This is a genomic window from Ideonella dechloratans, assembly GCF_021049305.1.
Taxonomy (GTDB): domain Bacteria; phylum Pseudomonadota; class Gammaproteobacteria; order Burkholderiales; family Burkholderiaceae_C; genus Ideonella; species Ideonella dechloratans.
In genome coordinates, this window is sequence record NZ_CP088081.1 from 2,934,614 (window position 1) to 2,960,985 (window position 26,372).

General features: G+C 68.8%; 26 protein-coding genes. 10 read left to right on the top strand and 16 right to left on the bottom strand.

Annotated elements, in window-relative coordinates:
* Positions 1–3 precede the first annotated feature (3 nt).
* The 6 genes from tssG (at position 4) to rpoH (ending at position 11,282) form a co-directional block, all read left to right on the top strand.
* Positions 4–1,089, top strand: coding sequence for a type VI secretion system baseplate subunit TssG (tssG, locus tag LRM40_RS13630; RefSeq protein ID WP_151121968.1), 1,086 nt, complete (start codon positions 4–6; stop codon positions 1,087–1,089).
* Positions 1,090–1,126: 37 nt separating this feature from the next.
* The gene (gene tssH / locus LRM40_RS13635) at positions 1,127–3,775 is read left to right on the top strand and encodes a type VI secretion system ATPase TssH (RefSeq protein ID WP_151121969.1); all 2,649 of its coding nucleotides are present in this window, start codon (positions 1,127–1,129) and stop codon (positions 3,773–3,775) included.
* Positions 3,776–3,800: 25 nt separating this feature from the next.
* Positions 3,801–7,118, top strand: coding sequence for a type VI secretion system Vgr family protein (locus LRM40_RS13640; protein WP_151121970.1), 3,318 nt, complete (start codon positions 3,801–3,803; stop codon positions 7,116–7,118).
* Positions 7,115–9,352, top strand: coding sequence for a LysM peptidoglycan-binding domain-containing protein (locus LRM40_RS13645; RefSeq protein ID WP_151121971.1), 2,238 nt, complete (start codon positions 7,115–7,117; stop codon positions 9,350–9,352). The genes LRM40_RS13640 and LRM40_RS13645 overlap by 4 nt, the downstream gene beginning before the upstream one ends.
* Positions 9,353–9,612: 260 nt before the next feature.
* Positions 9,613–10,248 (top strand): hypothetical protein, encoded by a 636-nt coding sequence (locus tag LRM40_RS13650; RefSeq protein ID WP_151121972.1) that lies wholly within the window; start codon positions 9,613–9,615, stop codon positions 10,246–10,248.
* Between the two features lie 107 nt (positions 10,249–10,355).
* Positions 10,356–11,282, top strand: a complete 927-nt coding sequence (rpoH, locus tag LRM40_RS13655; RefSeq protein ID WP_231067550.1) for an RNA polymerase sigma factor RpoH — start codon at positions 10,356–10,358, stop codon at positions 11,280–11,282.
* A gap of 92 nt (positions 11,283–11,374) precedes the next feature.
* Here the strand turns inward: rpoH and LRM40_RS13660 are convergent, their stop codons facing one another.
* Genes LRM40_RS13660 through LRM40_RS13680 form a run of 5 tightly spaced genes read right to left on the bottom strand, consistent with a single transcriptional unit; the run spans position 11,375 to position 15,532 of the window.
* Entirely contained in the window at positions 11,375–12,007 is a 633-nt protein-coding gene (locus LRM40_RS13660; protein WP_151121974.1) for an SCO family protein, read from the bottom strand.
* Between the two features lie 7 nt (positions 12,008–12,014).
* Entirely contained in the window at positions 12,015–12,938 is a 924-nt protein-coding gene (gene cyoE, locus LRM40_RS13665; protein ID WP_151121975.1) for a heme o synthase, read from the bottom strand.
* The gene (locus tag LRM40_RS13670) at positions 12,935–14,092 is read right to left on the bottom strand and encodes a COX15/CtaA family protein (protein ID WP_231067551.1); all 1,158 of its coding nucleotides are present in this window, start codon (positions 14,090–14,092) and stop codon (positions 12,935–12,937) included. Before LRM40_RS13670 ends, cyoE begins: the two co-directional genes overlap by 4 nt.
* Positions 14,089–14,796, bottom strand: a complete 708-nt coding sequence (locus LRM40_RS13675; protein ID WP_151121976.1) for an SCO family protein — start codon at positions 14,794–14,796, stop codon at positions 14,089–14,091. The genes LRM40_RS13670 and LRM40_RS13675 overlap by 4 nt, the downstream gene beginning before the upstream one ends.
* Positions 14,747–15,532, bottom strand: a complete 786-nt coding sequence (locus LRM40_RS13680) for an SURF1 family protein (RefSeq protein ID WP_231067553.1) — start codon at positions 15,530–15,532, stop codon at positions 14,747–14,749. Before LRM40_RS13680 ends, LRM40_RS13675 begins: the two co-directional genes overlap by 50 nt.
* Before the next feature lie 18 nt (positions 15,533–15,550).
* On the opposite strand from LRM40_RS13680, the gene LRM40_RS13685 reads away from it, so the two are divergent.
* Positions 15,551–15,778, top strand: coding sequence for a DUF2909 domain-containing protein (locus LRM40_RS13685; protein WP_211372905.1), 228 nt, complete (start codon positions 15,551–15,553; stop codon positions 15,776–15,778).
* An 85-nt stretch (positions 15,779–15,863) separates the two neighbouring features.
* On the opposite strand, the gene LRM40_RS13690 is transcribed toward LRM40_RS13685, so the two are convergent.
* The 7 genes from LRM40_RS13690 to LRM40_RS13720 all read right to left on the bottom strand — a co-directional run bounded on the left by LRM40_RS13690 (position 15,864) and on the right by LRM40_RS13720 (position 21,655).
* Entirely contained in the window at positions 15,864–16,748 is an 885-nt protein-coding gene (locus LRM40_RS13690) for a cytochrome c oxidase subunit 3 (RefSeq protein WP_151121978.1), read from the bottom strand.
* Between the two features lie 46 nt (positions 16,749–16,794).
* Positions 16,795–17,007: a DUF2970 domain-containing protein gene (locus LRM40_RS13695; RefSeq protein ID WP_151121979.1), complete on the bottom strand. Its 213-nt coding sequence runs from the start codon at positions 17,005–17,007 to the stop codon at positions 16,795–16,797.
* Positions 17,004–17,582: a cytochrome c oxidase assembly protein gene (locus tag LRM40_RS13700; RefSeq protein WP_151121980.1), complete on the bottom strand. Its 579-nt coding sequence runs from the start codon at positions 17,580–17,582 to the stop codon at positions 17,004–17,006. The genes LRM40_RS13695 and LRM40_RS13700 overlap by 4 nt, the downstream gene beginning before the upstream one ends.
* An 18-nt stretch (positions 17,583–17,600) precedes the next feature.
* The gene (locus LRM40_RS13705) at positions 17,601–17,720 is read right to left on the bottom strand and encodes a cytochrome oxidase small assembly protein (RefSeq protein ID WP_211372906.1); all 120 of its coding nucleotides are present in this window, start codon (positions 17,718–17,720) and stop codon (positions 17,601–17,603) included.
* Positions 17,721–17,730: 10 nt separating this feature from the next.
* Positions 17,731–19,359, bottom strand: coding sequence for a cytochrome c oxidase subunit I (gene ctaD / locus LRM40_RS13710; RefSeq protein ID WP_151121981.1), 1,629 nt, complete (start codon positions 19,357–19,359; stop codon positions 17,731–17,733).
* 46 nt (positions 19,360–19,405) lie between these two features.
* The gene (gene coxB, locus LRM40_RS13715; protein WP_151121982.1) at positions 19,406–20,518 is read right to left on the bottom strand and encodes a cytochrome c oxidase subunit II; all 1,113 of its coding nucleotides are present in this window, start codon (positions 20,516–20,518) and stop codon (positions 19,406–19,408) included.
* Positions 20,519–20,881: 363 nt separating this feature from the next.
* Positions 20,882–21,655 carry a methyltransferase domain-containing protein gene (locus tag LRM40_RS13720; RefSeq protein WP_231067554.1) on the bottom strand — a complete coding sequence of 258 codons (774 nt, stop codon included), beginning with the start codon at positions 21,653–21,655 and terminating at the stop codon, positions 20,882–20,884.
* Between the two features lie 180 nt (positions 21,656–21,835).
* Here LRM40_RS13720 and LRM40_RS13725 point away from each other — a divergent pair, with 180 nt between their 5' ends.
* Positions 21,836–22,609, top strand: coding sequence for a ComF family protein (locus tag LRM40_RS13725; RefSeq protein ID WP_151121983.1), 774 nt, complete (start codon positions 21,836–21,838; stop codon positions 22,607–22,609).
* 31 nt (positions 22,610–22,640) lie between these two features.
* Complete coding sequence (locus tag LRM40_RS13730) at positions 22,641–23,111, top strand: tRNA (cytidine(34)-2'-O)-methyltransferase (protein WP_151121984.1); 471 nt, start codon at positions 22,641–22,643, stop codon at positions 23,109–23,111.
* Positions 23,112–23,135: 24 nt separating this feature from the next.
* On the opposite strand, the gene LRM40_RS13735 is transcribed toward LRM40_RS13730, so the two are convergent.
* From LRM40_RS13735 to LRM40_RS13750, 4 genes are all read right to left on the bottom strand, one after another.
* Positions 23,136–24,128, bottom strand: a complete 993-nt coding sequence (locus LRM40_RS13735; RefSeq protein WP_151121985.1) for an NAD(P)H-dependent glycerol-3-phosphate dehydrogenase — start codon at positions 24,126–24,128, stop codon at positions 23,136–23,138.
* A 24-nt stretch (positions 24,129–24,152) separates the two neighbouring features.
* Positions 24,153–24,599: a protein-export chaperone SecB gene (secB, locus tag LRM40_RS13740; protein ID WP_151121986.1), complete on the bottom strand. Its 447-nt coding sequence runs from the start codon at positions 24,597–24,599 to the stop codon at positions 24,153–24,155.
* Positions 24,600–24,697: 98 nt separating this feature from the next.
* Positions 24,698–24,958, bottom strand: coding sequence for a glutaredoxin 3 (gene grxC, locus LRM40_RS13745; protein ID WP_151121987.1), 261 nt, complete (start codon positions 24,956–24,958; stop codon positions 24,698–24,700).
* Positions 24,959–25,082: 124 nt separating this feature from the next.
* Positions 25,083–25,514 (bottom strand): rhodanese-like domain-containing protein, encoded by a 432-nt coding sequence (locus LRM40_RS13750; protein ID WP_151121988.1) that lies wholly within the window; start codon positions 25,512–25,514, stop codon positions 25,083–25,085.
* A 108-nt stretch (positions 25,515–25,622) separates the two neighbouring features.
* Between LRM40_RS13750 and gpmA the strand changes: the two genes are divergently transcribed.
* Positions 25,623–26,366: a 2,3-diphosphoglycerate-dependent phosphoglycerate mutase gene (gpmA, locus tag LRM40_RS13755; RefSeq protein ID WP_151121989.1), complete on the top strand. Its 744-nt coding sequence runs from the start codon at positions 25,623–25,625 to the stop codon at positions 26,364–26,366.
* Positions 26,367–26,372: the final 6 nt, after the last annotated feature.

Here is a 26,372-nt window from a genome sequence, read left to right on the forward strand (position 1 = left end):
GGCATGAAGCGCGAGGAACCCTCCACGCTCGACGTCCGCCCCACGCTGACCGGCCCGGCGCGGCTGGCCCCGCAGGCCCCGGTGCAGCGTCTGCTGCAGGACCCGTCGCCATTCGCCTTCCACCAGGCCGTGCGCCTGCTGCAACGCTGGCAGGCCCAGCCCGCAGCCCCAGGCGCCTCGCCCGCCCCCGAGCTGCGCTTTCGCAACTCGCTGTCCCTGGCCTTCCCGGCCAGCGAGATTGCCGCCCTGAAGACCGACGCGGCAGAAGGCGGGGCGCCGCGGCGCATCGAGATCACCCCGGCTTTCGTCGGCCTGCTGGGCGTCACCGGCACCCTGCCGCTGGCCTACACCGAACAGGTGCAGGCGCGCGAGACCCAGGCCCGTGACGGCGCCGCCCGTGCCTTCTTCGACATCTTCCAGCACCGCACCGTCTCGCTGTTGCACGCGGCCTGGCGCAAGCACCGCCTGCCGCTGGCCCACGAAGCCACCCCGGGCGATGCCTTCCGCCCCCTGCTGCTGGCCCTGGCTGGCCTGGGCCTGCCCGGCCTGTCCAACCGCCTGCAGCCTGGCCAGGGCGCGGTGGCCGACGATGCCCTGGCCCACTACGCCGGCGCCCTGCAGCAGCGCGTGGTCAGCGCACCGCAGCTGCAGCGCCTGCTGGCCGACTACTTTGGCGTGCCGGTGCAGCTGCAGTCTTTTGCCGGCCGCTGGTTTCCGGTGGAGGCTGCCAACCAGAGCCGGCTGGGCCTGGGTGCGGTCACGCTGGGGCAGGACGCCCTGGTGGGCGAGCGCCTGTGGCAGCGCGATCTGCGCGTGCGCCTGACCCTGGGACCCCTCAGCCGCGCCCAGCAGGCCCGCTTCCTGCCCGGCGGGCCAGGCGCGGTGGCCCTCCAGGAGCTGCTGACCCTGGCCACCGGCCTGTCGCTGGAATACGAAGTCCACCTGTGCCTGCGCGCCCGCGATGTGCAGCCCGCCCGCCTGGGCGGCGATGCCGACACCCCGGCCCAACTCGGCTGGAACACCTACCTGCTCTCCCAGCCCAGCCCCGTGGACCGCACCGAAGCGGCCTACGACATCCACGCGGCCTGAGCCCCGAACACGCCCACCGATTGCAGCCACCGTCACCATGACCAATCTGAAGACCCTGATCGCCAAGCTCGACCCCGTGTGCCGCCAGGCTGCCGAGCGGGCCGCCTCGATCACCCTGTCCCATGGCCACCATGAGGTGGACATCGAGCACCTGCTGCTGGCCTTGCTGGAGAACCCGCGCAGCGACCTGGTGGTGGCCTGCCGCCGCTGGGGCGTGGCCACCGAGGCCCTGCAGGCCGACCTGCAGCGCGAACTGGCCCGCCTGCGCAACGGCAACACCCGCACCCCGGTGTTCGGCACCCGCCTGCTGACCCTGTTGGAGCAGGCCTGGCTGATCGCCTCGCTGGACACGCTGGACCCGCGCATCCGCAGCGCTCACCTGCTGCTGGCCCTGCTGACCGAACCCACGCTGAGCCAGCTGGCCCAGCGCAGCAGCCCCTGCTTCGGCCAGATGAAGGCCGACGACCTCAAGCACCGGCTGGACGCGGTGAGCGCCGGTTCGGACGAGGCCCGCCCAAGCCCCGCGAGCACCGGCGCGACGGCCGGTGAAGTGGCCGAGACGCCCGCCAGCGCAGGCCCCAGCGCCACCCCGGCCCTGGACCAATTCACCACCAACCTGACCCAGCGCGCCCGCGACGGCAAGATCGACCCGGTGATCGGCCGTGACGCCGAGATCCGCCAGGCCATCGACATCCTGATGCGCCGGCGCCAGAACAACCCCATCCTGACCGGTGAGGCCGGCGTGGGCAAGACGGCCGTGGTGGAGGGCCTGGCCCTGCGCATCGCCGCGGGCGATGTGCCGCCGCCGCTGCAGGGCGTGGCCCTGCATGTGCTGGACCTGGGCCTGCTGCAGGCCGGCGCCAGCGTGAAGGGCGAGTTCGAGAACCGGCTGAAGAACGTGATCGACGAGGTCAAGAAGAGCCCGCACCCGATCATCCTGTTCATCGACGAAGCCCACACCATGATCGGCGCGGGCGGCCAGGCCGGGCAGAACGACGCGGCCAACCTGCTCAAGCCCGCCCTGGCGCGCGGCGAGCTGCGCACCGTGGCCGCGACCACCTGGAGCGAGTACAAGAAGTACTTCGAGAAGGACGCCGCCCTGGCCCGCCGCTTCCAGGTCATCAAGGTGGAAGAGCCCAGCGAGGAGCTGGCCGCCGCCATGCTGCGCGGCATGGCCCCGCTGATGGAAAAGCACTTCGGCGTGCGCATCCGCGACGAAGCCATCACCGAGGCCGTGCGCCTGTCGGCCCGCTACATCACCGGCCGCCAGCTGCCGGACAAGGCCATCAGCGTGCTGGACACCGCCTGCGCCAAGGTGGCCCTGGGCCAGGCCGCCACGCCCGCCGCGGTGGACGACCTGCGCAAACGGCTCGAACGGCTGGCCGCCGAGATCGCCGCACTGCAGCGCGAGGCCGCCAGCGGCAGCGACCATGCCGCCCGCCTGAGCGCCCTGCGCACCCAGCGCGACAATGGCCAGGCCCAACTGGACGCCCTGCTGCAGCGCCACGAGGCCGAGAAGGCCCTGGTGGGCGAGGTGCAGCAGCTGCGCCAGGACCTGGAGGCCGCCGCCGCCCGCGACCACACCGAGCAGGCCCCGCCCGCCACCCCGCTGCCCGACAAGCTGGCCGCCCTGGGCGCGCTGCAGGGCGAGGCCCCGCTGGTGCCGGTGGACGTGGACGGCAATGTGGTGGCCGCCATCGTCGCCGCCTGGACGGGCATCCCGCTGGGCAAGATGGTCAAGGACGACCTGAAGACCGTGCTGAACCTGCAGCCCCTGCTGGAGGCCCGCGTCATCGGCCAATCGCACGCGCTGGCGGCCATCGCCCAGCGGGTGCGCACCAGCCGCGCCAACCTGGAAGACCCGAACAAGCCCAAGGGCGTGTTCATGTTCGTCGGCCCCAGCGGCGTGGGCAAGACCGAAACCGCCCTGGCCCTGGCCGACCTGCTCTACGGTGGTGAGAAGAAGCTCATCACCATCAACATGAGCGAGTACCAGGAAGCCCATTCCGTCTCCGGCCTCAAGGGCTCGCCCCCGGGCTATGTGGGCTACGGCGAAGGCGGCGTGCTGACCGAGGCCGTGCGCCGCCAACCCTACAGCGTGGTGCTGCTCGATGAAGTGGAAAAGGCCCACCCGGACGTGCTGGAGATGTTCTTCCAGGTCTTCGACAAGGGCGTGATGGACGACGCCGAGGGCCGCGAGATCGACTTCCGCAACACGCTGATCATCCTGACCAGCAACATCGGCTCCTCGCAGATCATGCAGGCCTGCATGAACAAGCCGGCGGCCGAATACCCCGACCCGGAGGCCCTGGCCGAGGCCCTGCGGCCTGTGCTGTACAAGACCTTCAAGCCCGCCTTCCTGGGCCGCATGAAGGTCATCCCCTACTACGCCATCGGCGACGACGCGCTGGACCGCATCATCCGCCTCAAGCTCGACCGCATCGCCGCCCGCGTGGCCGCCCACCACCAGGCCGAGTTCGTCTACGACGACAAGCTGGTGGACGCCGTGCTGGCCCGCTGCACCGAGGTGGACACCGGCGCGCGCAATGTGGACCACATCCTCAACGGCACCCTGCTGCCCGAGATCGCCGGCCAGGTGCTGGCCCGCATGGCCGAGGGCGAGGCGGTGCATCGCATCAAGGTGAGCGCCGCCAAGAACGGCGACTTCAAATACACGGTGCAGTGAGGCCGCCCCATGCGAGACACCCCCCATGGATGCTGACACCCTGATCGACACCGCGCTGAGCACGGCCTGGACCTCTCTGCTGGGCGGGCTGACGCAGGACAGCCGGCTGCTGCGCCTGCACACGGTGCTGGGCACCGATGCCCTCTTCGCCGAGGACGTCCACGTCTGGGAAGGCATCGGCCCCCAGCAAGGCCCCAGCCTGTCGGACGACATCCCTGGCCTGGACCTGGGGCCCACCCGCGCCGGCCTGCGCCTGGTGGTGCATGCGCTGAGCACGGACGCCCACCTGGAACTCAAGCAGCTCATCGGCCAGCCCGCCCTGCTGGAACTGCTGTGCCAGGACAGCCGCAGCGAGCTGCGCCCCTGGCACGGCCATGTGGTGGCCGCGGCCCTGGTGGGCTCTGACGGCGGCCTGGCCCGCTACCGCCTGGTCATCGAGCCCTGGCTGGCCCTGCTGGACCGGCGCGTGGACAGCTACGTGTTCCAGGATATGACGGTGCCACAGATCATCGACGAGGTGCTGGGCGATTACGGCGATCAAACGCCGCTGGCCCCGGCCTGGCGCTGGGACCTGGCCGACAGCAGCGTCTACCCGCGGCGCAGCCTGTGCCTGCAGTACCAGGAGAGCGACCTGGACTTCGTGCTGCGCCTGATGCGCGAAGAAGGCCTGGTGGCTTGGTGGGAACACACGGGCGATGCCGACGGCACCACCCTGGGCAGCCACACCCTGGTGCTGGCCGACCACAACGCCGCCCTGGCCGCCAACCGGCAGTCCGTGGTGCGCTTCACCGCCAGCGACCACACGCTGGGCGAGGACAGCCTGACCCACTGGCGCGATCTGCAGCGCGTGAGCAGTGCCCGCGTGGCCCTGCAGAGCTGGGACCACCGCAGCCTGTCGTCCCGGCCGGTGCAGGCCGACACCAGCAGCAAAGGTGCAGGCGCCGCCCTGCCCGAGCTGGCCGTGGCCGATGTGCCCGGCGCCTATGCCTACGAGGACCTGGACCAGGGCCAGCGCCTGGCCCGCGTGCAGGCCGAGGCCCTGGGCGCCCTGCAGCAGCGCGCCCTGGCCCATGGCCCCTGGCGCCGTGCCGAAGCAGGCACCACTTTCACCCTGGTGGACCACCCGCTGCACGATGGCAGCGACGAGCCCCGCGACCGCTTCGCCATCCTGGCCTGCCAGCACCGCGCCCGCAACAACTTCTCGGCCGATGCCCGCGCCCGGCTGCGGGCCCTGGACCGGCAGCTGGCCTTGGAAGCGACCGCCGAGGCTGCCGAGCAGCACAGCACGCAGGACGACGCAGATCGCGAACGCCCGCTGCACGAAGCGGCGCTGCTGCTGCAGCCGGCCGCCGTGCCCGTGCGCATGGCCCAGGCCCCTGCGGGCGATGGCCCCGGGCGCTGGGGCACGCTGGGTGCCACAGCGCAGCGCACGGGCCCCTCGGTGGACCTCTTCGATCCCCGCTCGGCCCGCCACCTGGCCCAGCCCGATGCCCGCTTGGCCCCGCGCCCTACGGTGCACGGCAGCCAGACGGCACTGGTGGTGGGCAGTGATTTGGGCAACAACAGCCCCATCCACACCGACCGCGACGCCCGCATCAAGGTGCAGTTCCACTGGCAACGCGGCGGCAACGCCAGCCACCGGCTGATGCACCCCACGGGCGAGAATGCCCCGGCCAGCGACGCCAGCTTCACCTGGGTGCGCGTGGGCCAATCCATCGCGGGCGCCAACCACGGCGCGGTCTTCATCCCCCGGCTGGGCCAGGAGGTGGTGGTGGGCTTTGTCGGCGGCGACATCGACCGCCCAGTGGTCCACGCCGTGGCCTACAACGGCCAGGGCAGCGACGACGCCCAGGGCAACCAGCAGGGTGCCGGTGCCGCCGGGGCCGTGGGCGCGGCCCCGGCCTGGTTCCCGGGGCAGACCGATGCCGCTCCGCACCAGGGCCATCAGCACCCGGCCGTGCTGCTGGGCTACAAGAGCCAGGAGCTGGCTAGCTCCAGCAGCGGCCAGGGCGGCTTCGGTCAGCTGGTGTTCGACGACAGCCCCCAGGCCGCCCGCATCGAGCTGGGCAGCTCCACGCTGGTGAGCCAGTTGCAACTGGGGGCCCTGCTGCAACAGCAGGACAACCAGCGCCTGGCCCCGCGCGGCCATGGGCTGGACCTGCTCACCCAAGGCCATGGCGCCCTGCGCAGTGGCAGCGGCCTGCTGCTCACCGCCTTTGCGGAATCCCCCAGCACCGGCGCCGGCCAGCAGTTGCAAGCCCGCGATCCGCTGCAGGCCCTGCAGACCGCGCAGGACCTGGTGCACACCCTGGCCGAGACCGCCCAGGCCCACCAGGCTCAGTTGCCCGCCGAGCCCGCGGTTGCTGGCGCACAACCCGATGACCGCGCTCACCAACTGCCCAGCGAACAGGGCCTGGCGGCGCTGGCCGCCAGCCTGCAGGCCAGCGACAGCCGGCAAGGCGGTGACAGCACCGGCGACGAGAACACCATCGCCATCGACGGTGGCTGGGGCAGCGTCAACGCCTGGGACCGCCCGGACATCACCCTGACCGCCCCGGCTGGACTGGGCCTCTTCACCCCGGCCCAGACCATCCTCAGTACCCAAGCCAGCCTGACCCAGAGCGCCGGCCAGGACTGGCTGAGCCTGGCCCAGGGACACCATGCCAGCGTGGCCAAGGCCGGCGCCGTGCTGTTCACTTATGGCAAAGCCAGCAGCGCCAACAAACCCAACACCGAAACCGGCATCGCCATCCACGCCGCCACCGGCAGCCTGCAGGCCAGCGCCAACACCGCCACCACCGAACTCACCGCCAGTCAGACCATCGACGTGGCCAGCACCCAGGCCAACGTCCTGGTCGGCGCCCCCACCAGCGTGCTGCTGACCGCCGCTGGCGCGGCCATCGACATCCAGAGCGGCAGCATCACGCTCAAAGCGCCGGGCAGTGTGCAGTTCAAGGCTGCGAGCAAGGTGTGGACGGGGGGAGGCAGCCTCTCCGAATCGCTGCAGTTGCCCGAATTGCCGCGGCTGACGGGGCAATTCACCAAACAGTTTGCGCTGTATTCACTGGAGGGATTGGCTCTGCAGGGAGCGCTCATGGAGGTCTACCGTCGCGGCGAGCGCTCGTTGCTGTGGAAGGGGCAGGTGAGCAGCGAAGGGTTGGCCGAGTTGGATACCCATGAGGCTGCAGCCGACTATTTCGTGCTGGCCGGCTACGACGCATGGACCTCGGAGTTCGCCGATCTGGAACCCGAATCCCTCCAGGACGATGAGCCCGCATTCCCGCTGGGGGAGAGCGACGAAGAGGGGCGTGATGAAGAGAAACAGACGAGCAATGCACCATGAGCACTTCCACTGAATACACCGTCAAGGACGGGGACACGCTGTGGGGCATCAGCCGCCGATTCGACACCTCTGTGGACGCTCTTTCGCAGTTCAATGGCCTGACCGGGGCGGCCAAGCACGTCCTGCACATTGGTCAGAAGATTCGAATTCCCGACGCCGGCAGCCAAGCCGACAGCGAAATCACGCTGCGCATCCTGGATCTTGCCTTTCGCCCACTGTCCAAGCCCGCACTGAAGGTCGACTTCGACGGCACGAGCCACGAAATCACAGGTGACTCAGAGGGCACTGCGGGGCCTCTCCTGGTCCAGGACCATGCCAAAGGTCTTCAGGTCCATCTTCGGAATCCCGCGGGCCAATACGACCTGATTGCCAAGCACGATAGCCTGCCCTTGGGCAAGAAGCTTCTGACCCTGACGTCCCGCAAGATGCTGGTGCGCGGTCAATCGAAGTTTGACCAGGGCACCGGCACGCGGACGACGGCCGACCAGCAGCGCGACATTCAGCGCAGCCACCCCACGCCACATTTGCCTGCTCCGGCCCCTGTGCCTGTCCCTGCGCCAACGCCGGTTCCGGCTGCTGCCCCCTCCCCCGCCGCAAAGCCTTCGGCGACCGCATCGGCCCAAACAAAGCCTGCCGCGTCCACCGCGCCGGCCGCTCCCGCTTCGTCGCCAGTCGCACCTGCCCCCGTCAAGGCGCCTGCGACCCAGCCGGCCCCCCCCCCCCAGAAGCCTGCTCCCGTGGTCAAAGAAGCAAGGGTGGAAGGCGGCAAGCCGCAGCAGGCGATCGGCACCGTCTTCACAGAAGCCAATTTGCTGCTGACGCCCGCGAATGAGAAGTACAGGAAGCTCCTGATCGCCAGCGCAAAGCAGCATGGCCTCACCCCGCACGCCTTGGCCGCGCTGGTCAATGCAGAGGCCAGCAAGCTCGACAACGGCGAGTGGAATGCAAACGCCAAAGCGGGCAGTTCCAGCGCAGCCGGCCTCACCCAGTTCCTCAAGACCACCTGGCTGCAAGTGGCGACCGACAAGCGCTCGGCCGTCAACCAGATGCTCAAGAAGGCCCACGGCTTCGAGCAGGTCAACGGTCAATGGAGCGACAAGGACTACTCGATCTACGGAAAGACAGGCAAGACAAAGACCCCCATTGATTCGGCATCGGTGCTGAAGCTCCGATTCGAGCCCAGCTATTCCATCGATGCCGCAGCGGTCTATGGCTTGATCAACATGGATGCCTTGCGAAAGGCCGATCTGAACGTGGATGCCCTGGCCCCCGAAGACCTGGCCAAGCTGATGTACCTTGCCCACCACGAAGGAGCGGGAGGGGCAGCCGACGTCATCAAAGGGCAACTCACCGAAGATCGGGCCGCCGAACTGCTGCCTGTGCAGATTGGTGCCAGCAGCGCCAAGGAGCTTGCCAAGCGGTTTGGCGGCAAATATGTGCAGGCTTACCCCTACTGGCTTTACGGATACATCGACAGCAAGATCAACGTGACCAGCTACATGGTCAACCCAGGCTCGCTCAAGCCGAGATCCATGGCAGACATTGCATCGGTTCTCAAGGGCGCCAAACCGCCCAAGCCTGCGCCGAAGCCAGCCGCGGCCCCTGCAGCGAAGCCAGCCGCAAGCACTGCGGCAAAGCCGACGCCCAGCACCGCGGCCCCCCCCCCGTCGGCTACCCCAGGCTCTGGGAAGCTGGTCAATCCTCTCAAGACCTGCGTCATCCGGTCTGCCGGTCTCGCCTCGGCCAAGAGCGCCACTTTCGGCATGGTGCGCAATGGAGGCACCCGCGCCCATCAGGGCATCGATCTGCAGGCCGATGTGGGCACGCCGGTCTACGCAATCGCCGATGGGAAGGTCATCGCAATCTCAAAGGCTTTCAGCGCCACCACCAATTTCGGAGCCAGCGTGCTTCTGCAGGTCGATGTGAACGATCTCCCGCCAACACAGCGGCAGCACTACGCGGCCCTCTACCCGAAGAAGTCTCTCATCTACTTCTTCTATGCGCACCTGAGCGCTGTCGACATCACCTTGGGCCAGGACGGTACACGCGCCGTGGCGGCAGGCACCGCCCTGGGAAAGACTGGTGACAGCGGGAACGCCCATGGGATGAGCACGATCGCCAAGGGCGGTCACCTGCACTTTGAAGCTCGGTACCGCACCGAGAATATCGGCAAAGGCCTGGATGGACGGCTCGATCCTCTGCCGTTCATTGCCAGCTACACGATGCCTCAGTGAGCACTCCGTCAAACGTCATGATTCCCAAGACCATCTGGCAACCCGCTGCATTTGCCCTGATCTTCCTTGCCAGCGCCTGCACACCGAAGTCGGACGCTCCCTCCGCTGCGTCCGCGCCGGTTGCCGAGGCCCCCACCAGTGCCGCATCCACACCGGCGCCGGCGCCATCCGTTGCCCCGGCTTCAAGCTTGGCAAGCCGGTGCGGAGCCGCGCAGGAAGTCCTGGCTTCTTGCGCCTACGAAAACACCTGCAGTTCCGAGATGACCCTGTATCTGCCTGCCGCGGCACGAGACCGGCTGGTCACGCTGGAGAAGGCCGGTGGTTTCAGCCGCGAGGCGTTCGACCGCTACTGCGAGCAGGCATGTCGCCACAAGTCGCCCCAGGTCGACCCGGCGGCCTTTGCCAGTGAGGTCTGCCCAGGGTCTTCGGCCACACCGGGTAACAAGGAAGCCGGTGCCTCGGCACCCGCCTTGAGGTTCCAGGTGGGCAAGTTGATGCTGGACATGGCGCCCGTGGAACTCGCCAAGGTGAAGGACGCGCTGGGCGCGCCCTTGAAATCCGAGCCCTCCCCTTACCAATGCGACAGCGCCTATGAATCGGAGGGCACCCGTCTGCTCACCTTCCGCGGCGCCGTCTTCGAGTCCGATGGCAAGACGGCCGTGCTGCGGCAACTGCTGGCCAGCGGGTCTGCAGACGTGCAGTGGCAGGGGCTGCCCGGTGGCTGGGCCGACCTGACGCTGGAGAAGCTCCAGACGGTGAGTGGCGTTGGCAAGCTGCAGGTCGACGACCACACGCTGCGCTTGGCACCGGCCCCTGGCGCGTCCCTGGAGACGGGCTGGGACTTCCGCTTCCAGGACGGACACCTGAACTCCGTCACGCATTGGATCGGCTGCTGACCCCTCCTGCATGGGCCGGTTTGCGGGCATGAGCCCGGACTTAGCACTCCCCTGCCGAGAGTGCTAGTATTTGGGAACTTCCCTGGCTTCCCGGGGTCCGAATGACCATGAACATGACGAACACCACCACCAACGCTCTCGCTCTGCGCGACCCGTGGGCCCTGGTGCCGCCCATCGGGAATCTGGACGCCTACATCACGGCGGTCAACCAGATCCCCATGCTCACGGCCGAGGAGGAATCCCGCCTGGCCCGCGAACTGCAGCAGGATGGCGATGTCCAGGCCGCCGGCCGGCTGGTGCTGTCGCACCTGCGGTTGGTCGTGTCCGTCTCCCGCCAGTACCTGGGTTACGGCCTGCCGCAAGGCGACCTGATCCAGGAAGGCAATGTCGGCCTGATGAAGGCGGTCAAGCGCTTCGACCCGGACCAGGGCGTGCGCCTGGTGTCCTACGCCCTGCACTGGATCAAGGCCGAGATCCACGAGTACATCCTGAAGAACTGGCGCATGGTCAAGGTGGCCACCACCAAGGCCCAGCGCAAGCTTTTCTTCAACCTGCGCTCGATGAAGCAGGGCCTGAAGGACCATGCCGGTGACCATGAAACCTTCCGCAACACGCTGACGCCGGATGAGGTGGATGTGGTGGCGCGGGAGCTGAATGTCAAGCCGGAGGAAGTGGTCGAGATGGAAACCCGGCTGTCCGGCGGCGACGTGGCCCTGGAGCCGCAGACCGACGACGGCGAGGAGAGCTACGCCCCGATCGCCTACCTGGCCGATGACAGCCAGGAGCCGACCCGGGTGCTGGAAGGCCGCAGCCGCGATCTGATGAGCTCCCACGGCATCCAGCACGCGCTGGACAAGCTGGACGACCGCAGCCGCCGCATCGTCGAGGAGCGCTGGCTGAAGGTGAACGACGACGCCAGCGGCGGCATGACGCTGCACGAGCTGGCTGCCGAGTACGGCGTCAGCGCCGAGCGCATCCGCCAGATCGAGGTGGCGGCGCTCAAGAAGATGCGCAAGGCGCTGGAAACGGCCTGACCCCTGCGCGGCCTCGCCCCCCGGGCCTGGCCCTTGAAACACAACGGCTCCCCGCGGGGAGCCGTTTGCTTTCATGCGCAGGCGCTGCCGCTTCAGGCGGCGGCCTTCTCGGCCAGCAGGATCTTCAGGTCCGCGGTCAGGGCCTCGGGGCCGGCGCCATAACGGCTGAACACCCGCACCCGGCCCGCGCGGTCGAACAGGTAGGAGCCCGCGGTGTGGTCAATGGTGTAGCTCGACGCGGTCTTGCCCGGCACCTTGGCGTAGAAGATCTTGAATTCCTTGGCGGCGGCGGCGGTTTCCTCCGGCGTGCCATGCAGGGCCAGGAAGTCGCTGCCGCCGAAGCTGCCCATGTAGGCCTTCAGGATCTCGGGTGTGTCGCGCTCCGGGTCCACGGTGACGAAGATGCTCTGCACATCCTTGCCGGCCTCGCCCAGCTGCTGCTTGACGGCGGCCAGCTCGGCCAGGGTGGTGGGGCACACATCCGGGCACTGCACATAGCCGAAGAACACCACCACGACCTTGCCCTTGAAGTCGGCCAGGGTGCGCGGCTGGCCGTTCATGTCCGTCAGATGCAGCTCGCGGGCGTAGGTGGCGCCGGTGATGTCGATGCCCTTGAAGGGGGCATGGGCCGGCGCGTCACCGCTTTTGAAGACCTGTCCGTCACAGGCGGCCAGGGTGGTGAGGGAGAGAGAGGCCAGGAGCGCGTGACGGCGGGACAGGGTCATGGTCGGATCAGGATGGCCCCAGCCAGGGGCTGATGTAGTGGTCCAGCAGCAGCGCGGCGAATAGCAGCGACAGGTACAGGATCGAGAACCAGAAGGTGCGGCGGGCCAGCGCTTCGCTGTACTGCCGCCAGAGCCTGAAACCATACACCATGAAGCACAACCCCAGCGTGATCGCGCTCACGAGGTAGATCCAGCCGCTCATGCCGTAGATGAAGGGCATCAGCGTGCCCGCGAGCAGCACCACGGTGTAAAGGAAGATGTGCAGGCGGGTCAGCTCGGGCCCGTGGGTGACAGGCAGCATGGGCAGGCCGGCCCGCCGGTAGTCCTCCATCCGGTACAGGGCCAGGGACCAGAAGTGCGGCGGCGTCCAGAGGAAGATGATCAGACACAGCAGCCAGGCCTCGGGCCCCACGTCGCCCCGCACTGCGGCCCAACCCAGCACCGGCGGCATGGCCCCGGAGGCCCCGCCGATCACGATGTTCTGTGGCGTGCGCGGCTTGAGCCAGAGGGTGTAGACCACCGCATAGCCCACGAAGGTGGCCAGGGTCAGCACCAACGTCAAGGCATTGACCCACAGCAGCAGCACCGCGCTGCCCAGGGCACACAGGGCCAGCGAGAAGGCCAGCGTCTCCCGCGGCGACAGTTCGCCCCGCGCCGTGGGCCGCCAGGCGGTGCGCTGCATGCGCCGGTCCAGCTCGCGCTCCACCAGACAGTTGAAAGCCGCCGCCGCGCTGGCCACCCACCAGATGCCGGCCGTACCGGCCAGCAGCACCTGCCAGTCCGGCCAGCCGGGGCTGGCCAGCAGCATACCGATGACCGCGCAGAACACGATCAGCTGGACCACGCGCGGCTTGGTCAGGGCATGGAACTGACGCCACTTGTGGCGCCAGCGGACCAGCGCGGTGGGTGCGGAAAGGGCCTGGGTGTTCATGGCAGCACCACCTGTTGCGGCGCCCGCCAGGCCGGCCGCTCGGCCGCCTGCGGGACAGTGACGGAACGCGGCTCGCGGCGCGCCAGCAGGCCCACCAGCGTGGCCACCAGGGCAGCGGCCCCCACCGAATGGAGCAGCGCCCCGGCCAGCGGCCATTGCAGCACCACGTTGCCGATGCCGGTCAGGGCCTGCAGCACCAGCAGACCGCCCAGGGTGGCCGCGCAGCGGTGGTGGGCCGCCCCCCGGCGCCACAAAGCCACGGCCAGCGCCGTGATGGCCAAAGCCACCGCCGCAGCCATCAGCCGGTGGGCCCAGTGGATGGCCACCAGCGCCTCCCAGCCCAGATAGCCGCCGTGGTGGGCCCGGCCCAGCTCGCGCAGCAGCGTGAAGCCCTGGGCGAAGTCCGCCTGCGGCCACCACTGGCCATTGCAGGTGGGGAAGCCCTGGCAGGCCAGCACGGCGTAATTGCTGCTCACCCAGCCCCCCAGGGCCACCTGGACCAGCACCAGGGCCAGCACGCCGCCCACCGCGGTGCGCAGGCCGCGGCCCAGGGCCAAGGCCTGGTCCTGGTAGGCCCGGTGCTGGATCATCAGCAGGGCCAGCAGCAACTGCGCTCCGAGCAGGTGGGCGGTCACGATGGCCGGATAAAGCTTCCAGGTGACGGTGTAGCGGCCGAACAGGCCCTGCACGATGACCCAGCCCAGGGTGAGCAGCGGCCACAGCCAGCAGTGCGGCAGTTCGCGCCGCCAGCGCAGGCTGGCCACGGCCAGGGTCAGGATGAGGCCGCCCAGCACCATGGCCAGGTAGCGGTGGGTCATCTCCACCCAGGCCTTGGACCAGGTGACCGGGCCGCTGGGCAGGGCCTGCTGAGCGGCATGAATGGACTCACGCGCCGCCAGCGGGCTGGCCTCGCCGTAGCAGCCCGGCCAGTCGGGGCAGCCCAGGCCGGAATCGGTCAGGCGGGTGAAGGCGCCAAAGGCGATCAGGTCCACCGTCAGAAACAGGGCCAGCGTGGTGAGCGCGGCCAGACGCTGACGGCGGCTGGCCCCCCGCCAGCGCCAGGCCAGGCCCAGCAGGATCAGCAGCGTCACGCTGCCCGAGCCAGCCAGCAGGGCCAGGGCCGGGCTCCAGTCCACCGGCGTCGCGTTCATCATGGCCCCACCTCCCGCCCCGGACGGTCCCAGAAGGCCGAGGCCCTCAGGAGCCGCTCCAGGTCCTTGTGAAAGCGCTTGGGCTCCGGCTGGGGCGGGGTGCGCATCATCCACTCGCCCATCGGGTCCACCACGTACATGTGCTCGCTCAGCGCATGGCCGGGCGCGGGCTGCAGCCACTGCGCCAAGGCCTGGGGCGGCACGCGCAGCACCCAGGTGCCCGGGGTCAGCGCCTGCAGCACCTCGGGCCGCACGGGGGCGTCGTCGGTCACCAGCCACAGGTTGTCCACCCGGTCGCGTTCGCGGCCCAGCATCTCGCGCAATTGGCGCTGCTCGAACAGCATGCGCTCGCAGGCCACATCGCAGACGCCCCCTGCCACCACCGTCAGCAGCCACTGCCGCTTGAGCGAGGCCGCGCCCACGCTGCGCCCGTCCAGCGTCTGCAGCGGCAGATTGGCCGGCAGGCCACGCGAGGGCTGGATCAGCTCGGCGTAATTGCTGCGCCCCTGCGGCCGCAGCACGTAATAGGTGAAGTAGGACGCCACCACCGGCGCCGCACAGGCCAGCAGCACCAGCAGCAATGTGAAGCGCCCGCTCCAACGCGAGCGGACCCCCGGCACATTGCCGGGCAAGCCGTGCACGGTGAGCGTCAGCGGCTCAGGCGGTGTTCCGTGCGAGGCGCGGGCGAATGAGCTGGAACCAGACATACAACCCCACGGTGAGCGACGAGAAAAGAAACCACTGGACGGCGTACAGGTCATGCTTGCGCACATCCAGCGCGGGAAGCGGCCAGCGCCGCTGCAAGGTCTGTTCGGCGGCCGCGACGGCCCCCGCCCCCGCGGGAGAAGCCGCCAGCTGCTGCAGGGAATAGGGCAACAAGGCATGACCCCAGAGCGCGGTCAAGGCATCAGGGTTGGCGTTCTGGCGGATGGGCCCTGGCGCGTCGGCGCCCAGCGCCGTCAGGGACGACGGCCACGGTGCCACGCGGGCGGGCACCAGAGCCTCGCCTGCAGGCAGCGGCAGCGCGGGTAGCCGGTTGCGGTCCTGCATGTCACGCGGCACCCAGCCGCGCTGCACCAGCACCACATCCCCCCGGTCCAACTGAAGGGGCGAGAGCACGAAGAAGCCGGGCCGACCGTCCATCTGCCGGTTGTCCAGGAACACCGGCGCCACCGGCAACCAGTGCCCGCGCGCCGTGACACGCCGATACCACTGCCCCTGGGCGGCCAGTGCGGTCCGCGCCAGGGCCTGCCCATCCAGCGCTGGCGCCTGGGCCCGCTCGGTCATCTCCGCTTGCAAGGCCCGCTTCTCCTGGCCGCGGTGCATCTGCCACAGCCCCAGACGCGCGGTCAGTGCCGCCACGGCCACGGCCGCCAGCAACACCCCGGCACGCCGGGTGCGCGATTCGCTCCGGGCAAGCCCTCCTGCGCGGACGGCGGTCAAGGGAGAAGAATGCGGCTCATGAAGATCCTGATCACCGCCACCCTGCTGGCCATCCTGGCCAGTCTGGCCGCCGCCGGTCTGCTGATGCTGCGCCGCCGCCCCGAGGACGATGGTGGTCAACGTGGCAGGCAGATGGCCCGCGCCCTGGCCTGGCGCATCGGCCTGTCCATCGCGCTGTTCCTGGCGGTGCTGGGCGCCTGGGGCCTGGGCTGGATCCATCCGACCGGCTTGCCCATCACCCACTGACCCCACGGACGACCGCACTGCCCCCCCCGCGCCAGGCGCGGGCGAGAGCCCGTGCAAGCTGGGGGAGATGCGGTGCATGGCCGCCTCACATCCAGTAGACGACCAGGTACAGGCCCAGCCAGACCACGTCCACGAAGTGCCAGTACCAGGCCACGCCTTCGAAGCCGAAGTGGTGCTTGCTGCTGAAGTGGCCCTTCATCAGGCGCAGCGTGATCACCGTCAGCATCAGCGTGCCCAGCAGCACGTGGAAGCCGTGGAAACCGGTGAGCATGTAGAAGGTGGAGCCGTAGATGCCGGACGTGAGCTTCAGGTTGAGCTCATGGTAGGCATGCATGTATTCATAAGCCTGGAAGCCCAGGAAGGTCGCGCCCAGCGCCACGGTCAGCCACATCCAGCCGATGCAGCTGCCTCGCCGGTCGGCCAGCAGGGCGTGGTGGGCCAGCGTGATGGTCAGGCCGGAAGTCAGCAGCAGGGCCGTGTTGAGTGTCGGGATGGGCCAGGGGCCCATGGTCTCGAAAGGCGCCACGGTGCCAGCGGGCGAAGCGGTCACCCCGGGCATCTCGCTGGGCCACACCGCCTTGAAGTCCGGCCACAGCAACTGGTTGTCCAGGCTGCCCAGTGCCGGAATGACATGGGCCCGGGCCCAGAACAAGGCACCGAAGAAGGCGGCGAAGAACATCACCTCCGAGAAGATGAACCAGCTCATGCTCCAGCGGAAGGAGGCGTCGATGCGCTGCGAATACTGCCCGCCCTCGCTTTCCCGGATGGCATCGCCGAACCACTGGAACAGCACGCTGAACAGCACGAGGAAGCCGGCCAACACCGCGTAACGCCCCCAGCTGAGGTCGTTGATCCACTGGCTGGCACCGAAGGCGATGAGGAACAGCGCCAGCGCCCCCATCGCCGGGTGGCGTGAAGGCTGAGGCACAAAGTAGTACGGCGTGCCGTGGGAATCGTTCGCTGCGGACATCCTCGGTTCTCCTCGTTGCGATCGCGTCTACGTCTGTGTGAAGGCCTCAATGGGCCGCCCCGCTGTCCACCACCCAGTTCACCAGCAACAGCAGCAAGCCCACGAACAGGGCCGCTCCCACCAGGCCGGCCACGATGACGTGCTGGGGCTTGACCCGCCGAAGGTCCTGTTCCTGATCGGCCCGGCGACGCACGCCGAAGAAGGACCAGGCGACCAGACGAACGGTCTGCCAGAAGCTGCCATCGGCCGGGGGGCTCATGCACCGCCTCCCGGCGCGGGAGGCAACTTGCCCCCCACCTCGAAGAAGGTGTAGGACAGCGTGATCGTGGTGACGTCGCGGGGCAACTTCGGATCCACGTAGAACACCACCGGCCACCGGCGTGATTCACCGGCCTTGAGCGTGTACTCGTTGAAGCAGAAGCACTGCAGCTTCTCGAAGTAGTTGCCCGCCACGCTGGGCGCGTAGCTGGCGATGGCCTGGGCCGCCAGGGTGCGCGGCTGGGTGTTGGTGAAGTCGTACATCACCGTGGCCATCTGACCCGGGTGCAGTTGCAGGGAACGCACCTCGGGCTTGAAGGACCACAGGCCGCGGGCATTGGCGTCGAACTCCACGGTCACCATGCGGCTGGTGTCCACCTGGGTGTTGGCGGGTGCGGCCTCGGCCGCGCTGCCGCCACGCTCCGACAGGGACAGCACGTTGATGCCCAATGCCGTGCAGATGTGACGGTAGATGGGCACCAGGGCGTAGCCGAAGCCGAACATCAGCGCGGTGATGACCAGCAACTTGCCCACCATCACCAGTTGGTCCTGGCGGGCTCGGGCGGCGAGAGGCATGCCGTGCTCCTCCGGTGCTCAGGCGTGCAGCCAGACGATCTTGGCCACGAAGGCCAGACCGATGACCAGGGCCACGGTGGCCAGCGTCCAGGCCAGCCGCAGGTTGGCCCGACGTTGCGAAGGTGTCAGCGCGGCCATGCCCGGCTCCTCAGCCCACCACGCGGGTGGCGGTCTCGTCCAGCTTCGGCGGCGTCTCGAAGGTGTGGTGGGGAGCCGGCGACGGCACCTCCCACTCCAGGCCCTCGGCACCCTCCCAGGGCTTGGCGGGTGCCGGCTCGCCGCGCCCGCGCATCATCGGCAGCACGGTGGCCAGGAAGAAGTACACCTGCATGAAGCCAAAGCCGAAGGCGCCGATGGACGCGATCTCGTTGAAGTCGGCAAACTGCATCGGATAGTCCGCATAGCGGCGCGGCATGCCGGCCAGCCCCAGGAAGTGCATGGGGAAGAAGGTGATGTTGAAAAAGATCAGCGAGCCCCAGAAGTGGATGCGGCCGCGCGTCTCGGAATACATCACCCCGGTCCACTTGGGACCCCAGTAGTAGTAGCCGGCGAACATCGCGAACAGCGAGCCCGCCACCAGCACGTAATGGAAGTGGGCCACCACGTAATAGGTGTCCTGCAGTTGCAGGTCCACCGGCGCCATCGACAGGATCAGGCCGGTGAAGCCGCCCATCGAGAACACGAACAGGAAGCCGACCGCGAACAGCATCGGCGTCTCGAAGGTCATCGAACCGCGCCACATGGTGGCCACCCAGTTGAAGATCTTCACGCCCGTGGGCACGGCGATCAGCATCGTCGCGTACATGAAGAACAGCTGGCCCGTCACCGGCATGCCGGTGGTGTACATGTGGTGGGCCCAGACGATGAAGGACAGGATGGCGATGGAGCCGGTGGCGTACACCATCGAGGTGTAGCCGAAGAGCTTCTTGCGGGCGAAGGCCGGGATGATGGCGCTGATGATCCCGAAGGCCGGCAGGATCATGATGTAGACCTCGGGGTGACCGAAGAACCAGAAGATGTGTTGGTACATCACCGGGTCGCCGCCGCCTGCCGGGTTGAAGAAGCTGGTGCCGAAGTGGCGGTCGGTCAGTGTCATGGTGATGGCGCCCGCCAGCACCGGCATCACCGCGATCAGCAAGTAGGCGGTGATCAGCCAGGTCCAGGCGAACAGCGGCATCTTCATCAGCGTCATGCCGGGTGCGCGCATGTTGAGAACGGTGACGATGATGTTGATCGCACCCATGATGGAGCTGGCCCCCATGATGTGCATCGCGAAGATGCCGGCGTCCATGGCCGGTCCCATCTGCAGGGTCAGCGGGGCATAGAGTGTCCAACCCGCCGCCGGGGCGCCACCAGGCATGAAGAAGGAACTCACCAGCAGCAGGGCCGCGGGGATCAACAGCCAGAAGCTGAAGTTGTTCATCCGCGCGAAGGCCATGTCCGAGGCACCGATCTGCAGCGGAATCATCCAGTTCGCGAAGCCCACGAAGGCCGGCATGATGGCCCCGAACACCATGATCAGACCGTGCATGGTGGTGAACTGGTTGAACAGTTCGGGGTTGAAGAATTGCAGCCCCGGCTTGAACAGCTCGGCGCGGATGCACAGCGCCAGCACGCCCCCGATCATCAGCATGGTGAAGCTGAAGAGCAGGTACATCGTGCCGATGTCCTTGTGGTTGGTCGCATAGACCCAGCGGCGCCAGCCGGGGGTGGGCCCATGGGCGTGGTCATGGGCATCGTGGGCCGGGCGGCCGTGGGCATCAAGGACTGCGCTCATCGTGGCTCCTGGACAGGACGCTGGAATCGCAAGAGAAGTCGGAGACTCACTGCGCACGCGCAGTGGTCACCTCCGAGGGTTGGACGGTCTGGCCGGTCTGGTTGCCCCAGTTGTTCTTGGTGAAGGTCACCACGGCGGCGATCTCGGTGTCGGACAGCTGCTTCCACGAAGGCATGGCGTTGTTGTTCTGCCCGTGCAGCAGCACCTGGATCTGCACCAGGTGGTCGGCATCGAGCACCTTGGCCGAGCCATCGAGCGGCTTGACCGGCCCGCCCCCCTTGCCGTCCGGCCGGTGGCACACGGCGCAGTTGGCGGCATAGACCTGCTGGCCCCGCGCCATCAGGGCGTCATGGGTCCAGACCTTCTTGGGATCGTCGGCTGCGTCGGCCATGTGCTTCTTCTCGCCGGCCACCCACTGCGCGTAGTCATCGGCACTGAGCACACGCACGTGGATGGGCATGTAGGCGTGCTCCTTGCCGCACAGCTCGGCACACTGGCCGTAGAAATCGCCGGTGCGGTCGGCGCGGAACCAGGTGTCGCGCACGAAGCCCGGGATCGCGTCCTGCTTGACACCGAAGGCCGGGATCATCCAGGAGTGGATGACGTCGTTGGCGGTGGTGATGATGCGCACCTTCTGCCCCACGGGCACCACCATCGGGTGATCCACCTTGAGCAGATAGTCGTCACCGGAAGGCTTGCCCGCATCCGACATCTGGCGCTGCGCCGGGTCCAGCATGGACAGGAACTGGATGCCCTCGCCCGGGCCCTTCAGGTACTCGTAGCCCCACTTCCACTGGTAGCCGGTGACCTTGATGGTCAGGTCCGCATTGCTGGTGTCCTTCTGGGCCACCACCGTCTTGGTGGCGGCAAAGCCCATGCAGGCCACGATGATGAAGGGCACGATGGTCCAGGCGATCTCGACCCTGACGCTCTCGTGGAAGTTGGCCGGCTTGGCTCCCAGCGACTTGCGGTGCTTCAGGATGGAATAGAACATCACCCCGAAGACGCCGATGAAGATCAGCAGGCAAACCACCAGCAAGCCGTAATGCAGTGACTGCACATCGGCCGCGATCTGCGTGGCCGGCGGTGCCAGATCCATCTGGCGCACGGCCGGCCCGCCGGGCAAGCTCTGCACCGCCCCATCGGCGGCCCAGGCCATCCGGCCTCCCCACACTGACAAGAGAGCGACGCCCCCTGTCCATCCCGCGGTCTTGCCCAGCATGCTGCACATCCCCTTGGTGACGGCTGTCCCGTTGCGGTGCCGGCATGTCGCAATTGGCTTGCGAACGATCAAGCTCATCCGGCGAGCCCCAGCGTAGGACAGCCTGGCTCACCGAAGGGAGAGCGTTTCTACTCAAACGCGATGGCCGAGTGTGCTGCTAGGGATTGATCCAGATCGAAGCGGGCAGCTGCTTGACGCCATGGAAAACACCATGACGAATGGGTATCAAAGGAAACGGCTCAGGAAATGAGCCTCCCATAGGGATCAGGGGAAGTCCCTGAATGGCAGCACCGCCGGCGCTCAGCGCGGCGACTTCGGCTCTTTCAGCATCCGGCGCATGGTGCTCAGGTCCACCGCGGTTTCGGCCGCCACCGCGGGACCGCGTTCGGGCGCCTGGAAGGCATGGCCGTACACCAGCTCCAGCGTCAGACGGATGCGCCCCTGGGCATCGGCCCTCGACTGAAGGGCCTGCAGCAGCCGTGCACGCCACGCACGACCGCGCAGCACCGGCGAGCGCCCTGGCGCCGCGTTGCCCCCCCAGCCTCGCAACTCGGCCAGCAGCTGCTCCGCGCTGCCGTAGGTCAGGGTCAGCGTCTCCTGGTCCATCACCGGGTCGGCAAAGCCGGCCTGCACCAGCATGTCGCCCAGGTCGTGCATGTCGACGAAGGGCACATGCGGCTCCCCCCAGCCCTCGGCCGCATAGACGGCACGCAGTTCCGGCAGCGACCCCGGCCCCAGGGTGGAGAACATCACGAAGCCCTCCGCCCCCAGCGCCCGTCGCCAGGCGGCAAACAAGGCCGGCGGATCGTTTTCGAACTGCAGGGCCATGTTGGACCAGACCAGTCCCGCGCCTGCGGGCGCCACCGCCTCCGCGGCCACCGGCACCGCGGCACCGGTCCCCAACCAACGCTTCCACCACGGAGCCGGCGACACAGCCTCGCCCGCGGGCAGCACCTGTTGCAGCGTGGCCTGGGGATAGGCCGAGCGCAGCCCTTCGGCCGGCGGGCCGGCATCGAGCGACCAGTCCAGCACCTGGCGAGGCGTCAGCCTGATCAGTGACAGCCGTTCGGCCATGCGTCGGGCCACCTCCTGATGCAGCCAGGAGGGCGCGGGGGCCGAACGCAGGCGCCGCCGGATCCGGGCCAGGGCGACAGGGTCCAGGCGAACGGACGGTGCGGGAATGTCCGCGAGAGAGGGGATGGCAGAGGAGGACGCAGACTCGGGCGCGGACATGGCGGCCAGTATATTGAGCCGATGCCGGAAGCACCCCTGCCGCTCGCCAAGTCCGTGGCCCATGCGGGGTCGGGGTGGGCGCGACGCTGGCCCGCGCCCTGCGTGGTGTGCCATGGCTGGTGCACGGGTGGCCTGTGCAGCGCCTGTGTGGCGCGCTTCGCAGCACAGCAGCCCCGCTGTGCGCGCTGCGGCCTGCGTCTGGCCGAGGCGGGCAGCCCCTGCGGCGCCTGCAGTCTGCACAGCCCGCCCATGGTCCGCACCGTGGTGGCCCTGGACTACGCCTTTCCCTGGGACCGTCTGATCGCGCGCTTCAAGTTCGCCCAGGCGCCGGAGCTGGCCCGCGTCCTGGTGCAACCGCTGATCGACCATCTGGGCCCGCAGTTGGCCGCCGCGGACGAGCTGCGGCCCGACCTGGTGCTGCCGGTGCCCCTGTCCCCCCGGCGCCTGCGCGAGCGCGGCTACAACCAGGCCTGGGAACTGGCCCGGCGGCTGGCCCGGGAGCTGGACCTGCCCGCCCAGGCCGATGGGCTGCAACGCTGGCGGGAGACCCCGGCCCAGACCACGCTGGACGCAGCCGCCCGGCGCGCCAACCTGCGCGATGCCTTCATGGTGAACCCTCAGCTGGCCGGACGACTGGCCGGGCGCCATATTGCCCTGGTGGACGATGTGATGACCACCGGGGCCACGCTGGCCGCCGCGGCCGACCTGCTGCTGCGCAACGGTGCCCGCAAGGTCAGTGCCTGGGCCCTGGCCCGAACCCCCACGCCGTCCACCGGCAACCGTCCCTCCCCCTGAGCAGCACGGGGACAGCGGCGACAATGCAGCCATGTTCCGCATCGTGCTCGTCCACCCCGAGATCCCGCCCAACACCGGCAACGTGATCCGCCTGGCGGCCAACACCGGCTGCGCCCTGCACCTGATCGAGCCGCTGGGCTTCGACATGGAGGACCGGCTGCTGCGCCGTGCCGGGCTGGATTACCACGAGTACGCCCCGGTACAGCGGCATGCCTCCTGGGAGGCCTTCCTGGCCGCCGAGCAGCCCGACCCCGCGCGCTGCTTCGCCTTCACCACGCATGGCACCCGTCGCCCGCACGAGGTGCGCTGGCAGGCGGGCGACACCCTGGTTTTCGGCCAGGAGACGGCCGGGCTGCCGGTGGCCCTGCGGGAAAGCTTCGCCCCCGCGCAGCGGCTGCGGCTGCCGATGCGACCCGGTCAGCGCAGCCTGAACCTCAGCAATGCGGTGGCGGTGTCGGTGTTCGAGGCCTGGCGGCAGTGCGGCTTCGAGGGGGCCGCCTGAGCCCGAAGAACCCGAGGGCGGCGCTCAGAAGCCCTCGGCCTCCATGCGGGCGTCGCGGTGCATCAGCCGCTGCACGGCGTCCAGCGGGGTCAACCGCCCCTGCAGCACCTCGTTGACGGCCTCGGCCAGCGGCATCTCCACCCCCAGGGCGCGGGCACGGGCCACCACGGTGGCGGCGCTGTAGACCCCCTCGGCCACATGCCCCAGACGGGCCAGGGCCTGCTCCAGCGTCAGTCCCTCGGCCAGCGCCAGCCCCACCTGCCGGTTGCGCGAGAGGTCGCCGGTGGCGGTCAGCACCAGATCCCCCAGGCCGGTCAGCCCCATGAAGGTCTCGCCCTGCGCGCCCATGGCCACGCCCAGGCGGCTCATCTCGGCCAGGCCGCGGGTGATCAGGGCCGCGCGGGCGTTGAGGCCCAGGGCCATGCCGTCGGCAATGCCGGTGGCGATCGCCAGCACGTTCTTGACCGCGCCGCCCACCTCCACGCCCACCGGGTCGGTGGACATGTAGACGCGCAGCGAGCCGCCGTGGAAGGCCTGCACCGCCAGGCGGGTGAGACCCACATCCTGGCTGGCCGCGACCAGCGCGGTGGGCTGGCCGGCCGCCACTTCCTGGGCGAAGCTCGGGCCCGAGAGCACGCCGCACTGCGCCTTGGGCAGCAGTTCCTGGGCGATCTGGTGCCCCAACAGGCCGGTCCCGGCCTCGAAGCCCTTGCACAGCCACAGCACGCGGGCGTCGTGCGGCAGCCGGGCCAGCGTGCCGCGCAGCGCCGCCATCGGCGTGGCCACGACGAACAGGCCCTCCCCCTGCGCATGGTCGACCGCAGCCGACCAGTCGGCCGTGGGCCGCAGGGCATCGGGAAAGGGCCGGTCGGGCAGATAGCGGGTGTTGGCCCGCGCGTCCGACAGGGCCTGGGCCTGGGCCGGATCACGCGCCCAGAGCACCACCGCATGGCGGCGGGCCGCCGCGATGGCCAGCGCGGTGCCCCAGGCACCGGCACCCAAGAGGGAAATCTGCATCCTGGCCTCAGCCGGCATTCAGACTCAGTTGGGCGCGCCCTGGGCTTGCGCCTGCTGGGCCTCCAGCATGGCCTGGAAATTGACTTCCGGCAGCAGGATGGGCGGGAAGCCGGCGCGGATGCACACGTCGGAGACGATGGCGCGCAGGTAGGGGTGCAGGGTCTGCGGGCAGGCCACGCCCACCAGCAGCTGCAGCTGGTCTTGCGGCACGTTGCGGATCTCGAAGATGCCGGCCTGCTTGGCTTCGACCAGGAACAGCGTGCGGTCGCCCACGGTGGTGGTGACGGTGGCCGTCACGGTCACTTCGAAGACGCCTTCGGCGATCGGCTCGGCACCCATGTTCAGCTGGATGTCGACCTGGGGCTGCTGCTGCTCCAGCAGGATCTGCGGGGAGTTCGGCTGCTCCAGCGACAGGTCCTTCAGGTAGACGCGCTGCAGCTGGAACACGGGGTTCTGATCTTGGTCGGCCATGGGTCACTTTCAGAAAAACCGGGCCCGCCACCGGCATGGTGGGCGGGCCGTGAGGCCGCCGATTATGGCGCAGGGGCGTGGCGCCCCCGTGACCCGGCTCAGGCCCCTTGCAGCAGGGGCATCAGGCCGCCGCGCTGGTCCAGCGCCATCAGGTCGTCGCAACCGCCCACATGGGTGTCGCCGATGAAGATCTGCGGCACGGTGCGACGGCCGGTGCGTTCCATCATGGTGTCGCGCTGGGCCGGGTCCAGGTCCACCCGGATCTCCTCGATCGCCTCGACGCCGCGCTGCTTGAGCAGGGCCTTGGCGCGCAGGCAGTAGGGGCAGACCTGGGTGGTGTACATCAGCACCTTGTTCATGGCGGACTCGCAAAAATCATTCGATCAGGGCTGACATTGTGGGCAGCGGCCCAAAAAGCCTGCTGCCGCAAGGTCTTACCCCGGCCGGTACCTCGCACCCCGGCACACACCCCCGAAAGACCGATCAGGCCTTGCCCTTGGTGCCGGTCTCGACCGGCAGGCCCGCCTCGCGCCAGGCCTTCATGCCGCCGCGCAGCACCTGCGCCTGGGCATAGCCCTGCTTGCGCAGCTGGGCGGCGGCACGGGTGGCCCGAATGCCCGAGGCGCACACCACGATCACCGGCTGCTCCTTGTTGGCCGGCAGGTTCTGGGCGCTGCCCAGCGTCGCCAGGGGGATGCTGCGCGAGCCGATCACATGCCCCGCGGCGAACTCGGCCGGTTCGCAGACGTCGATCACCGCGGCCTTCTCGCGGTTCATCAGGCGCACGGCTTCGTCCGGGCTGATGCCCTGGCCCGCGCCCCCGGCCAGGGACTGGCGCAGCAGCAGGGCGCCGGAAACCACCGCGGCGGCCACCAGCACCCAGTTGTCGATCAGGAATTGGACGTTGCTGCTCATGGGACGGAATTCCAGGGGGAGTGAAAGGCCGCGAATTATAGAATCGAGGGCTTCGCGCCCTTCCCCCACCCTGGCTGCCGCGGGCAGCCGCAACCGATCTCGAAAGCCATGCACAAGCTTGTCCTGATCCGCCACGGCGAATCGACCTGGAACCTGGAAAACCGCTTCACCGGCTGGACCGATGTGGAGCTGACCCCCACCGGCATCTCCCAGGCCATGGCCGCGGGCAAGCTGCTCAAGGCCGAGGGCTACGACTTCGACATCGCCTACACCTCGGTGCTCAAGCGGGCGATCCACACCCTGAACTACTGCCTGGAGGAGATGGACCGCATCTGGCTGCCGGTGGTGAAGGATTGGCGCCTGAACGAACGCCACTACGGCGGTCTGCAGGGTCTGAACAAGGCCGACATGGCCAAGCAGTACGGCGATGAGCAGGTGCTGATCTGGCGCCGCAGCTACGACACCCCGCCGCCCGCCCTGGAGGCCGACGACCCGCGCGGCCAGCGCCAGGACCCGCGTTACGCCAAGCTCCAGCCGGAACAGGTGCCCCTGACCGAATGCCTGAAGGACACCGTGGCCCGCGTGCTGCCCTGCTGGAACGAGGTGCTGGCCCCGGCGATCCAGAGCGGCCAGCGCGTGATCATCTCGGCGCACGGCAACTCCATCCGCGCCCTGGTGAAGTACCTGGACGGCATCAGCGACCAGGACATCGTGGGCCTGAACATCCCCAACGGCGTGCCGCTGGTCTATGAGCTGGACGAGGCCCTGAAGCCGATCCGCCACTACTACCTGGGCGACGCCGAGGCGGTGGCCAAGGCCGCCGCGGCCGTGGCCAGCCAGGGCAAGGCCTGAGCGGCC